Below are 12,639 nucleotides of genomic sequence, written 5' to 3'. Positions count from 1 at the left end.
TGGGAAAGAAGACGTTACTATATAACTTTTCGCCCCGAGTGTCCCGCCATGCTGCGCCTTGCCTGTTTCCTGTTCCTCGCCCTGTTCGGCCTCAGCAGCCAGGCCGAAGTGCGTGTGCTGACCAGCATCAAGCCGCTGCAGCTGATCGCCGCCGCGGTGCAGGACGGCGTCGGCCAGCCCGAGGTGCTGCTGCCGCCGGGCGCCTCGCCGCACCACTACGCGCTGCGCCCCTCGGACGTGCGCCGGGTCGGCGAGGCGACCCTGCTGTACTGGATCGGCCCCGACCTGGAAGGCTTCCTGCCACGCGTGCTGGCCGGGCGCAGCGCACCGAGCGTCGCCGTGCAGGAACTGCCCGGCCTGCAGCTGCGGCATTTCGCCGAGGGCCAGGCGCATGCCGACGACGACCACGACGAGCATGACCACGACCACCGCCCCGGCAGCCTCGACGCGCACCTGTGGCTGCTGCCGGCCAACGCCAAGGTGATCGCGGCGAAGATGGCCGCCGACCTGAGCGCCGCCGACAGCGCCAACGCGGTGCGCTACCAGGCCAACCTGGCGGCCTTCAGCCAGCGCCTCGATGCCCTTGACGCGCGGCTCAAGCCGCGCCTGGCCGGGCTTACCGGCAAGCCGTTCTTCGTCTTCCACGAGGCCTTCGACTACTTCGAGGCGGCCTACGGCCTGCAGCACGCCGGGGTGTTCAGCGTCGCCGCCGAGGTGCAGCCGGGCGCCAAGCATGTCGCGGCGATGCGTGCGCGCCTGCAGCAGGCCGGCCCCAGCTGCGTATTCAGCGAGCCGCCGGTGCGCCCGCGCCTGGCGGAAACCCTGACCGCCGGCCTGCCGGTGCAGCTCGCCGAGCTGGACGCCCTGGGCGTCGCCGCACCGCTGACTGCGCAAGGCTACGAGCAGCTGCTCGACAACCTCGCCGGGACCCTGGCCGGCTGCCTGGAACGCCTCTAGCCCACCACTCGTCGGCATTGATCCGGGTCAATACCGGCGCTGCGGAGTGCCCCTAGTCTGCCGGCTTGGCCCGCCCGTTGCGGGCCCTGGCAGGGGGAACATGCAGTGACGCAACTGGTCTGGCAGAACGACCTGAACACCGGGATCGTGGTGATCGACAATCAGCACAAGCGCATCGTCGAGATGATCAACCGCCTGTACATCGCCCGCCACGGCAGCGGTGGGCGGCCGGCGGTGGCGGCGGTGATCGAGGAGCTGGTCGACTACACGCAATCGCACTTCGCCTTCGAAGAAACCCTGATGGAAGACGCCGGCTACCCGCTGAGCCGCGCGCACAAGCGCGTCCACGAACTGTTCATCCGCCGTGTCGACGAGTACCGCCTGCGCTTCAAGGCCGGCGAGGACGTCGCCGAGGAACTGCAGCAACTGCTCGCTCGCTGGCTGTTCAACCACATCCGCAACGACGACGCCGGTTACGCCGAGACGGTGCGCCAGAGCATGGCCGCGCTGACCAGCGACCGCAGCGAGGGCGGTTGGCTGAGTCGCTCGCTGCGGCGCTTCTTCGCCTGAGACCCTGTCCACGATCTGCTGCGCGTCGGTCAATCGCGCGGGCGGCGGCGTCAGCTTCTAAGGTGTGTGTACGCGTTACTCCACGAGGACTGCCCATGGCCAAGCCCGGGAATGCCCCGCCAGTCGACTCGCTGGCCGAGCTGCCGCTGCAGCCGGCGTCGCTGGACATCTGGGACAGCAAGTACCGCCTGCGCGACCGCCGCGAACGGGCGCTGGACGCCGATCCGGATGCCACCCTGCAGCGCGTCGCCCGCGCTATTGCCGCGGTGGAGGCCGAGCCGGCGCTGCAGGAGCACTGGTACCAGCGCTTTCTCTGGGCGCTGCGCAACGGTGCGCTACCGGCCGGGCGGATCATCGCCAACGCCGGCGCCGAGGCGCACAAGCCGGCCACCTCGACGATCAACTGCACGGTGTCGGCGACCATCGGCGACTCGATGGACGCCATCCTCGGCACCCTGCACCAGGCCGGTCTGACCCTCAAGGCCGGCTGCGGCATCGGCTACGAATTCAGCACCCTGCGCCCGCGCGGCGCCTACGTGTCCGGCGCCGGCGCACACACCAGCGGGCCGCTGTCGTTCATGGAAATCTACGACAAGATGTGCTTCACGGTGAGCTCCGCCGGCGGTCGGCGCGGCGCGCAGATGGCCACCTTCGACATCGCCCATCCGGACGTACGCGACTTCATCCGCGCCAAGCGCGAGGACGGCCGCCTGCGCCAGTTCAACCTCAGCCTGCTGGTCAGCGACGCCTTCATGCAGGCGGTTGAGGACGACGGCGACTGGCCGCTGCTGTTCCCCCTGCACGCCAAGGAGCGCGAGCGCCTCGACCTCGGCGATCCGCGCCAGGTGCAGTGGCGCGCCTGGCCGTGCCACGACGGCTACCTGGTCGACGAGCACGGCCGGGTGGCCTGCAAGGTGCACGGCCAGCTCAAGGCGCGGCACCTGTGGGACATGATCATGGCCTCCACCTACGACTTCGCCGAGCCGGGTTTCATCCTCATCGACCGGGTCAACCAGTGGAACAACAACTGGTGGTGCGAGCAGATCCGCGCCACCAACCCCTGCGGCGAGCAGCCGCTGCCGCCCCACGGTGCCTGCCTGCTCGGCTCGCTGAACCTCACCGCGTTTGTCGTCGAGCCATTCGGCGCCAACGCGCATTTCGATTGGGAGCGCTTCCGCGAGGTGGTGCGGGTGTTCACCCGCCTGCTCGACAACGTGGTCGAGCTCAACGGTCTGCCGCTACCGGCGCAGCGCGACGAGATCTTCGCCAAGCGCCGCCACGGCATGGGCTTCCTCGGCCTCGGCTCGACGCTGTGCATGCTCAAGCTGCGCTACGGCAGCGCGCAGGCCTGCGTGTTCACCGAGGAGGTCAGCCGCGAGATGGCCCTCACCGGCTGGCAGGTGGCCCTCGAACTGTCCCGCGAGAAGGGCCCGGCGCCGCTGCTGCGCGAGGACTTCGAGGTCACCGCGTCGATGCTCGAACAGCGCCCCGAGTTGAGCGCCGACGGCTACCGGCTCGGCGATCGGATTCCCGGGCGGGTGCTGCACGCCAGGTATTCGCGCTACATGCAGCGCCTCGCCGAGCATGCCCCCGAGCTGGTCGCCGCGCTGGCCGAGGAGGGCGCGCGCTTCACCCACCACAGCTCGATCGCGCCGACCGGCACGATCAGCCTGAGCCTGGCCAACAACGCCTCCAACGGCATCGAACCAAGCTTCGCCCACCAGTATTCGCGCAACGTCATCCGCCCCGGACGCAAGACCAAGGCCAAGGTCGAGGTGCTCAGCTACGAGCTGCTCGCCTACCGTCGGCTGGTCAACGCCAGCGCCCGTCCCGACGCGGAAAGCCCGGCGCAGCGCCTGCCGGATTACTTCGTCAGCGCCGACGACATCAGCCCGCAGGAACACGTCGACATCCAGGCCGCGGCGCAGAAGTGGATCGACTCGTCGATCTCCAAGACCGCCAATGTGCCCACCGACTATCCCTTCGCGCAGTTCAAGGACATCTACCGCTACGCCTGGCGCCAGGGCCTCAAGGGCTGCACCACGTTCCGCTTCAACCCGGCGGCGTTCCAGGGCGTGCTGGTCAAGCAGGCCGACCTGGAAAACACCCGCTACCGCTTCGAGTTGGACGACGGCAGCACCGTGGAGCTGCGGGGCGACGAAGAGGTCGAATACGACGGCGAGACGCACAGCGCGGCCAACCTGTTCGAGGCGCTGAAGGATGGCTACTACGGCAAGTACTGAGCGGGGCGTGCTTGTAGGAGCGGCCCATGGGCGCGATCGCGGGCGCCAACGACCTTTCGCGGCCATGGGCCGCTCCTACGGGGTGATTGCAACCGCGAGTGGAGATGCGCATGAGCATTAAGATCGACAAACGCATCAAGGGCTTCGCGGTGGTCGACGAGGCCGCCGAGCGCGCCCGCCAGGCCGCTGCCGAAGCGGCCGCGGTAGTGCAGATGGACGAGACCCTGCAGCGCCCCGAGACCCTGGTCGGCGCCACCTACAAGATCAAGTCGCCGCTGTTCGAACACGCCCTCTACGTGACCATCAACGATGTGGTCCTCAACCCCGGCACGCCCCACGAACAGCGCCGGCCCTTCGAGATTTTCATCAACTCCAAGGGCATGGAGCACTTCCAGTGGATCGTCGCGCTGACCCGCATCATGTCGGCGGTGTTCCGCAAGGGCGGCGATTGCACCTTCCTGGTCGAGGAGCTCAAGGCGGTGTTCGACCCGCGCGGCGGCTACCTGAAGCGCGGCGGCGTATACATGCCGTCGATCGTCGCCGAGATCGGCGCGGTACTGGAGCGCCACCTGATCGCCATCGGCCTGCTCGAAGGGCAGAAGCTCGACGAAGAGCAGCGCCTGTACCTGGCAGAAAAGCGCGCCGCCTACGAGGCCAGCGTTGGCGTGTCCAAGGCCGAACCCGGCGAGGGCTTCCCAGCCGGCGCGCAGCTATGCGGCAAGTGCAACACCCAGGCGGTGGTGCAGATGGAAGGCTGCGCGACGTGCCTGAACTGCGGCTACTCGAAGTGCGGTTGAGGGACAGGGCCTGAGCTGGGGAGACGAATCAACGAAGCGACGGGGCAGTCATGACCAGGCGCTGAGTGGCTGAATCGCTCAGGCCTGGTCGGGTTGCGGTATTACCAGCTGCCGTAAGGGATGCCCCAACGCTCGATGTAGCGCTTCGAGGCATCGGACTGTGGGTAGTAGTGCCCGTCAGATTCACCCTGGTGTGGGCCCAGCGGTTCCACTTCGGCCTGGGCGCGGGCGACTTTGATGGGGCGCAAGCATTCGTCGCGTACCCACACTTGTACGATGCCACCAGGAGCAAGTCCGAGGGTTACTCGACCACCGCCACCCATTGGCATGGGATGCGGGTCGTCAGGGCAAAGTGCGGTGGTCGATTGACGCAAGATGCGCCGCGCTTGCTCCGGTATCTCGATCCAGGTGCGATAGGTTCGCGATTCGGCGACTGATTGCCAGCGGACGAAGAGGCGCTTGGGCAGGTCCGCCCCCACTGCGGGGTACACGCTGCTCCCCACGCCGAGCCAGCCGCGTGCGTATTCAGCGTCGCCCTTCGGCTCGCCGCCGGCTGCGGTGCCGGCGCCAATACGGTGGAACAATTGGCCCTGGATATCCTCGGCGTCCAGGGTTTCTACCCAAACCTTCATGTATGCAGGCTCGGTGAAGCCAACGAGCCACCAGGCCGGTCTTTGTTGTTGCGGCGCCTGGCAGCCAGCCAGCAGCAGAATGGTTCCCAGCAGTGCAATTTGGCGGCGCATTACGGCAACTCCGAGTCTGGCGTGTGGGGGTGTTGCACGCGCACCGCGTCGGTGGTTGGTGCATTGACGAACTGCAGATTGATGCCAGTGCGCGGCGTCTGACCCTGCAACTTTGCTGGCGGATTCCAGTTCGCGGAACAGTGGATGTAGCGCAGCTTGAGTAGCTGTTCCTCGTCAGGCGTGACGCTGTAGTTGCCACTGACAAAGCGGGCGCATAGCGCGTTGAGCTCCGCCGGCAGCGCGTAGCCAGGATCGTGGTCGTCGATGACGTTGAAGCGCACCCCTTTTTGCTTGGCCAACTGATACATGACGCGCAGGTACACCCGTGACAACTCGCCGCGCACCGGTCGTTTGAGTTGCAGTGCTGCATAGACCCGCTTCTGTCGCGCGGCGTTGCGTTCGGCGGGCAATGGCTTGGCTGGCGGGGTGACGATCTCCAGCATGGCCGCGGGCCAACCCTGGGCCAGCCAGCGCGCCTTTTCCCGTACTGCAGCCTGGTAGATGGCGGTGCTCTTCACATCGGTGTGCAAGGCCACGTCCTGCGCCTGCATCGGACTGATCAGCAGGCACTCCTGCGCTTCGCTGAGGTAGCCGCCGCCGATGTCCGAATGCGCTCCGGGCAGGCTGATTTCCGGATGATCCGGTTTGACCCGGCACAGTGGGAAGTTGGCGCGATGCTCGTCACGGGCGACCAGGTGCACCACGTTGGCAAACAGCCGGCGCGGCAGATGCAGCTTCAGGCCGGGAGCGGAGGCGCTGCGCACATTGCCCAGATTGCTCAGGCCGCCGACCGAGGCCACGGTATCGAACAGGCCGATAAAGCCGACGTGGATATCCTGCTGGTAGCGGTCGATAAACGACGGCTTGAAGGCAGGGGCCATGCTCTCAGTGGTCTGCTGCAACGGCCCCTGGCCGCCACACGCTACTTCGTTGGCGAAATGCCGAGCTGCTGCGGCGCCGCGGCTGAAGCCGAAGGCGTCGAAAGTCAGTGAGGCGATTTCGCAGTCTGGATGGGATTGGTGGAATTCCTTCACCAGTACCTGAATGTCGCTGAAAACCGATTGCACTCTGCCCGCCACCCCAGTGGAACCGCGGCCGAGCCCTGCGCCGAGTAACGGATCTTCTTTGCCCGCACTGGTACCAATGCCCTCGACGTAGATTTTCCGATAGGCCTGCTGCTGCCCGGAGTCGCTTTCGATCATCACCTGGCTGAAGTACAGCTCACTCAACTTCTTCACATTGGTCACGTCATTGCCGTAGCTGCTGTCGGGATCACGCATATACGGCTTGCAGCTGGCGTCCAGGTCTTCGGCGCTGATCGGGTGCTGGGCGCCGCACAGCTGGCCCAGGGCGCTGTTGCTGGCGTTGTTGCCGGTGCCGTCGAAGAACACGCCGATGCGCAGGGCCACCGCGGTTTTCGCCGGTGCCGCGACGCGTTCGTGGCCGCTTGTGTCGGCGTCATCCCAGCGCGAGGCGGGGCGGCTAGGTGCCGGTGCCGAGACCCCGCGCAGGCGTGCGCTTGGCGGCGTGTTGGCCGCCGCGGGGCGGCAGACGTTCGGCATCACGTGATCGCAGCTTGTTCTCCAGTCGGACGTTCCACTCATTCCCTTGTCTCCCGGTCCTTGGTTACTGCGCACGCTCCGGTGCGCGTCGAGCCGGACTATACCGGCAACCCGACTGCGCAAAGGTTTGCGCAATCGGGCTGCAGGCCGCGGCGGGCGGGGATTGGACAGAGTTCGCCACGAATGGGTGGGCAATAACTGGCGCACTCGCGGCGAGCCCGGAAGGGGTATGCCGAGAGGGGGCTAGAACAGGCTGAGCTGGTCCTTGGCCGGGCCGCTCGGCGGTGTGGCGCTGGTGGGCAACGCCAGCCGTTCGGCCAGCCCGGCGGCGCGTTCGGCGCGGGTCTCCACCGCCTCGCGCAGGCGCGCGGCCAGGGCCCACAGTTCGACCTTGTGCTTGGCGCGGGTGATGCCGGTGTAGAGCAGCGCGCGGGTCAGCAGCGGGCTCGGTTGTTCGGGCAGGGCGAGCAGCACTTCGCTGAATTCCGAGCCCTGGCTCTTGTGCACGGTCATGGCGAAGGCGCTGTCGTGGCTGGGCAGTCGCGCGGTGGCGAACAGGCGGAAGCCGTCCTCGCCCTCGAAGCACACGCGCAGGCCCTCGGCGGTCGGCAGGCATAGGCCGATGTCGCCGTTGAACAGGCCGAGCGCGTAGTCGTTCTGAGTGACCATCACCGCGCGACCGGGGTACCAGCGGTCCCGCGCGGCGAGGCCGAGGCGGCGCTTGAGGCGCGCATCGAGCGCTTCGTTAAGGCCGTTGACGCCGAACGCGCCGTCACGCTGGGCGGCCAGCGCGCGGAACGCGTTGAACGCGTTGAACGCGGCAACTGGTTCGCCGATCTGGGCGGCGGCGAGGTAGGGCGCGTAGCCCTGTTCGAGGCGTTCGAGCAGCGCCTGCGGGCCGGGTTGCGCCTGCCAGGCCAGATCGCTGCGCGCCTCGCCGAGTAGCGCCAGGGTGCCGCTGGCATCGCCGCCGTTGATGCGCCGGGCCAGTTCGCCGATGCCGCTGTCGCCAGCGAAGCGGTGACTGTGGCTGAGCAATACCACTGCCTCGCCGAGCCGCGAGCGCGGCGGTGTGCACGGCACACTTTGCCCGGTCAGGCGCTGCAACTCGGCGGCGGTGGTGGGGGTGAAACCCTGACCCTCGCACAGCTCGGCGAACACCGCGCCGGCCTCGACCGCGGCGAGCTGGTCCTTGTCGCCGAGCAGGATCAGCCGCGCCTGCGGCGGCAGTGCGTCGAGCAGCTTGGCCATCAGCGCCAGGTCGACCATCGACGCCTCGTCGACCACCAGCACGTCGAGCGGCAGCGGGTTGCTCGCGTCGTGGCGCACCCGCGGGCTGTCGCCGCGATTGCCGAGCAGACGGTGCAGGGTGCGCGCCTCTTCGGGCAGCGCGGCCTTCACCGCGTCGCTGACCGGCAGCTGGGCCTTGGCGTTGCGGATCGCCTCGGCCATGCGTGCGGCGGCCTTGCCGGTGGGCGCGGCGAGGCCGATCGCCAGGCGTTCACCGCCAGGCTGCTCCAGCAGCGCGGCGAGCAGGCGCACCACCGTGGTGGTCTTGCCGGTGCCCGGGCCGCCGGAGATCACCGCCAAGTTGCGGCGCACCGCCTGCGCGGCAGCCAGCCGTTGCCAGTCCGGTTGCTGCTGGTTGAAGGCGAACAGGCGCTGCAGGCTGTCGGCCAAGCGCGTCTCGTCGACGCTCGGCAGCTGCTCGACGCGCCCCAGCAGCTGTGCGGCGAGTTGCGCCTCGTAGGCCTGGTAGCGCGCCAGGTAGAGCCGCTCGCCCTCGAGGATCAGCGGGCTGAAGGCACCCGCGTCACCGACCAGCGTCGAGGCGCGCAGGCGTGCCTGCCAGTCGCTCAGCGCGGGCAGGGCGAAGGCGAACTCCGGCCACGGCCGCTTGCCGGCCCAGCGGCTCAGTGGCAGGCACACGTCGCCGCCGGCCAGGGCCTGGCAGGTGAGCGCGGCGGCGGCCAGCACGCTGCTGTCGGCCGTCGGTTCGAGACGCTTCAGGCTGGCCAGCAGGGCGCGCTCCAGGGGCCCCAGGGGCAGTTCGGCGAGGCTCATCGTTCGGCTCCGTCGAACAAGCGATCCAGTGCATCCAGCAGGCTGTCGGCCGGGCGCGCGAAGTACACCCCGGCGTCGGGCATGCCGCGCAGGAACAGGTAGTAGGCGCCGCCCAGCTGCTCGTCGCGGAAGTCCGCCAGGCGCTGGCGCAGGAAGCGGCGCAGGGCGACCAGGTAGAGCAGGTATTGCAGGTAGTAGTGCTCGCCGGCCAGCGCCTGCAGCAGGCGCTCGCTGCCGTAGTAGCTGGGGTCCGGGCCGAGCCAGTTGGACTTGTAGTCGGCGATGTACCAGCGCCCGTCATGCTCGAAGGTCAGGTCGATGAAGCCCTTGAGGAAGCCCTTGAGGCTGTCGAATTCCAGGCGCGCGGCGGCTTCGCGCAGCGGCGCGGCGAGGCCGTGGGCGGGATCGGCGAGCAGCGCGCGCAGGCGCAGCACGTCGAGGTTGGCGACCGGGAAGGTGAAGCCCAGTTCGGGCAGCCGGCGCGCGCTGTGCAGCGCAGCGAGGCTCAGGCCCTGGCCGTCGAGGTCGCTGGCGAGCACGCGCTGCAGCTGCTCCAGCACGGTGCTGGTCCAGGTCTCGGCGTCGATGCCGTGGGCGCTCAGTTGCGGCGCGACCAACGCCTCCAGCGGGCCCTTGGCGCGCGCCCAGTCCTCGAGGATGGCGTGCAGGCAGGTACCGGCGCGGGCGCCGCGCGGGAAGGCGAAGAAGCCGCTGCCCGGCTCGCTGGCGGCCGGCATGGCCAGCGCGTCGCGGTCCGGCGCTTCCATGTGCAGGCCGGCGGCCAGCCCGGAGAAGCTGCCGATGCGCCAGGCGCTGTACAGGCTGCGCGGCAGGCTGGCGAGCTGGCCGGGCGGCAGCGCGCGCTGTTCGCCGGCGGCACTGGCTTCGCGGTCGAGCAGCGGCAGGCGGGCGATCAGCCCGGTGCTGTCAGCCGCCAGCGCATCGACTTCGCCGGCCAGGGCGCTGCCGCCGCGACTGCTGAGGTGCGCGGCCAGCTCGCCGAGCGCGTCGCCGCCGGGCAACGCGCGGCCGTGCAGCAGCCAGGCCAGCGCGCTGCTGTGCAGGCCTTCGTCGGGCAGCCCGCCGTCCTTCTTCGGCTTGGGCAGGGCGACCGGGCCCCAGTGCAGCCACAGGCGGTCGCGCGCACGGGTCAGGGCGACGTAGGCGAGGCGCAGTTTCTCGGCGAAGACTTCCTCGCGGGCGCGTTGCAGGTGCGTGTCGAGCGCTTCGCTGCCGAGGTCGAGCAGCGGCTGGCCGGCGTCGTCGTGGCAGCGCGCGCTGTCGGTGAACTGGCCGAGCAGCTTGCCGTCCCACAGGAACGGGCAGAACACCAGCGGGTACTCGAGGCCCTTGGAGGTGTGGATGGTGACGATCTGCACCCGCTCGGCATCGCTTTCCAAGCGCAGCAGGGCGTCCTCGCCGGCGCCTTCGCTGGCGCGCTGGGCGTTGAACCAGGCGAGCAGCGGTTCCAGGCCGGGGCGCTGCAGGCTCTCGGCCTGCAGCAGTTCGGCGAGGTGCAGCAGGTTGGTCAGCCGGCGCTCGCCGTCCGCCGCGGCGAGCAGCCGTTCGGCCACCGCTTCGCGGTCCAGCCAGGCGCGGAACGCGCGCATGAAACCGTGCTGCTGCCACAGCTGGTGGTACAGCTCGGCGTCCTCGCGCTCGCGGTCCCAGGCGCGCTCGTCGTCCTGGCAGCGCGCCAGCTGCGCGGCGTCGCGGCCGAGCAGGCGGGTCGCCAGTGCATAGCGCAACACGCCTTCGCGGCCCGGTTCGGCGTAGGCGGCGAGCACCGCGGCCAGCTCGCCGGCTTCCTCGCTGTGCCACACGCTCTGGTTGCCGCGCCGCACGCTGGGCACGCCGCGCGCGGCGAGCTGCTCGGCGACCGCCGCCGCCTGGCGATGGTTGGCGACCAGTACGGCGATGTCGCCGCCCTTCAGCGGCGTACGCTCGGCCGCCTGCTCGAAGTAGGCGCTGCCCTGGCTGCTCGCGGCGAGCAGCGTGGCGATCCGGCGTGCGCAGTCGAGGGCGGCCAGCTCGCTGGCCTGCTGCTTGTTCAGCGCCTCGTCGCCGAGCCATACCAGGCCGAGCGGTGCGTCGCTCTCGCCGGCCGGCAGCACCAGCTGCGCGCGCGGCTTGCTGCCGGCGGCCACCGGCGGGTAGTCGAGGCCGTCGACGGCGAACGGCTGCGGGCGGTCGAACAACTGGTTCAGCGCGGCGATCAGCGCGGCGGTGGAGCGGTAGTTGTTCGGCAGGTCGTAGCGCCGCGCGGCACTCGCGCGGGCCTGCAGGTAGGTGGCCAGGTCGGCACCGCGAAATGCGTAGATGGCCTGCTTGGGATCGCCGACGAAGCACAGCGCCGCCGGCTCGGTGCTGGCGGTCGGGTAGATGCGGTCGAAGATGGCGAACTGGATCGGGTCGGTGTCCTGGAACTCGTCGATCAGCGCCAGCGGGTACTGCTGGCGCAGGGTCGCCGCCAGGCTGTCGCCGGCCGGGCCGTGCAGCGCCGCGTCGAGGCGGTTGAGCAGGTCGTCGAAGGCCAGCATGCGCTGCGCCGCCTTGCGTTCCGGCAGCTCGCGGTTGAGCCGCTCGAGCAGGCTGACCTGCAGCGCGATCAGGCGCTGGCGGCCGGCCGGCACGGCGGCGCCGAGCCGCTCGGCGAGCGCGTCGAGGGCCTGGGCGAGGGCGCAGTCGGGGGTCTCGTGACCCTTCTTGCAGGCCTTGGCCAGCGCTGCGCTGCCGAGTTTCTCCAGCGCCTGCGGGGCATCGAACAGCGCCGCCGGGTCGGCGAAGTAGCTGTCCAGCTCGGCCTGCCAGAGCGGGAATTTGCCGGCCTTGTGGGTGCTCTGGCTGAGCCCGGGATGCGCAGCCAGCGCCTCGCTCCACGCGGCGCCGTGCGCGGTCCACTGTGCGGCGGCGTGTTGCCAGGCGCTCCCGGCGGCGTCCAGCTCGTCACCGAGCACCTGCTGCTGCGGCTCGACGCGCAGGTAGGGCTTGCCAAGGTGGCTGCGCAGGCGCTGGCGCAACAGCGCCGGGGTGATCTTCTGCTTGGCCAGGAAGCGCGCCCAGGCCGGGTCGGCGTTGGCCAGTTCGTGGCGCCAGGCATCGGCGAGCAGCGCGTCGAGCACCTCGCGGTCGTCCTGGGTCAGCTCGCTGTCGAAGTCGCCACCGGCCTCGAACGCGGCGTCTTGCAGGGCGCGCTGGCAGAAGCCGTGGATGGTGAAGATCGCCGCCTCGTCGAAGCCGTGCACGGCGAGCAACAGCCGGCGGCGCGCCTCGGCGCCGGGGTAACGGGCGTGCAGGGCGGTGAGGAAGGCGTCCGCGCTGGGCGTGTCGTCGTAGATCGCCAGCAGCTCGGCGAGCCGCGCACGGATGCGTTCGCGCAGTTCGGCGGTGGCCGCGGTGGTGTAGGTGACCACCAGGATCTGCCCGACCGACAGCTCGCGCTCGAGCAGCAGGCGCGCGTACAGCGCGGTCAGCGTCCAGGTCTTGCCGGTGCCGGCGCTGGCCTCGATCAGCGAGCGGCCGTCGAACGGCGACAGCTGCAGGTCGAGGCTCATGCGGGATTGACCGGCAGACAGAGGAAGTGGGACGGCAACATGACGCTCCGGGCGCGGGCGGACGATGCGCCATTATGCCCGGATCACGGTGGCCTGCGCGCAGCATGCAGCGGGCGCCGCTACCGACGCTGCGCGCTGTAGGAGCGGAT

At 69.6% G+C, this 12,639-nt stretch carries 8 protein-coding genes; 4 read left to right on the top strand and 4 right to left on the bottom strand.

Annotated elements, in window-relative coordinates; genetic code table 11:
- Positions 1-48: 48 nt before the first annotated feature.
- The 4 genes from JQX08_RS17920 (at position 49) to JQX08_RS17905 (ending at position 4,567) form a co-directional block, all read left to right on the top strand.
- Positions 49-957: a zinc ABC transporter substrate-binding protein gene (locus tag JQX08_RS17920; protein WP_205349773.1), complete on the top strand. Its 909-nt coding sequence runs from the start codon at positions 49-51 to the stop codon at positions 955-957.
- Between the two features lie 105 nt (positions 958-1,062).
- Positions 1,063-1,527 (top strand): bacteriohemerythrin, encoded by a 465-nt coding sequence (locus JQX08_RS17915; protein WP_205349772.1) that lies wholly within the window; start codon positions 1,063-1,065, stop codon positions 1,525-1,527.
- A gap of 95 nt (positions 1,528-1,622) precedes the next feature.
- Positions 1,623-3,770, top strand: coding sequence for an adenosylcobalamin-dependent ribonucleoside-diphosphate reductase (locus JQX08_RS17910; protein WP_205349771.1), 2,148 nt, complete (start codon positions 1,623-1,625; stop codon positions 3,768-3,770).
- A gap of 110 nt (positions 3,771-3,880) precedes the next feature.
- Positions 3,881-4,567, top strand: a complete 687-nt coding sequence (locus tag JQX08_RS17905; RefSeq protein ID WP_205349770.1) for a TSCPD domain-containing protein — start codon at positions 3,881-3,883, stop codon at positions 4,565-4,567.
- A 101-nt stretch (positions 4,568-4,668) separates the two neighbouring features.
- Here the strand turns inward: JQX08_RS17905 and JQX08_RS17900 are convergent, their stop codons facing one another.
- From JQX08_RS17900 to recB, 4 genes are all read right to left on the bottom strand, one after another.
- Positions 4,669-5,310, bottom strand: a complete 642-nt coding sequence (locus JQX08_RS17900) for a DUF2931 family protein (RefSeq protein ID WP_205349769.1) — start codon at positions 5,308-5,310, stop codon at positions 4,669-4,671.
- Entirely contained in the window at positions 5,310-6,872 is a 1,563-nt protein-coding gene (locus tag JQX08_RS17895) for a phospholipase effector Tle1 domain-containing protein (RefSeq protein WP_205349889.1), read from the bottom strand. Before JQX08_RS17895 ends, JQX08_RS17900 begins: the two co-directional genes overlap by 1 nt.
- Positions 6,873-7,115: 243 nt before the next feature.
- Positions 7,116-8,936 carry an exodeoxyribonuclease V subunit alpha gene (gene recD, locus JQX08_RS17890; protein WP_205349768.1) on the bottom strand — a complete coding sequence of 607 codons (1,821 nt, stop codon included), beginning with the start codon at positions 8,934-8,936 and terminating at the stop codon, positions 7,116-7,118.
- Positions 8,933-12,490 (bottom strand): exodeoxyribonuclease V subunit beta, encoded by a 3,558-nt coding sequence (recB, locus tag JQX08_RS17885; protein ID WP_205349767.1) that lies wholly within the window; start codon positions 12,488-12,490, stop codon positions 8,933-8,935. Before recB ends, recD begins: the two co-directional genes overlap by 4 nt.
- Positions 12,491-12,639 lie beyond the last annotated feature (149 nt).

Origin of the sequence: Zestomonas insulae, from assembly GCF_016901015.1 — a bacterium.
In the GTDB taxonomy this organism is placed as follows: Bacteria; Pseudomonadota; Gammaproteobacteria; order Pseudomonadales; family Pseudomonadaceae; genus Aquipseudomonas; species Aquipseudomonas insulae.
Note: the sequence above shows the minus strand (reverse complement) of the source record. Positions and strands in the feature narration are given on the sequence as shown.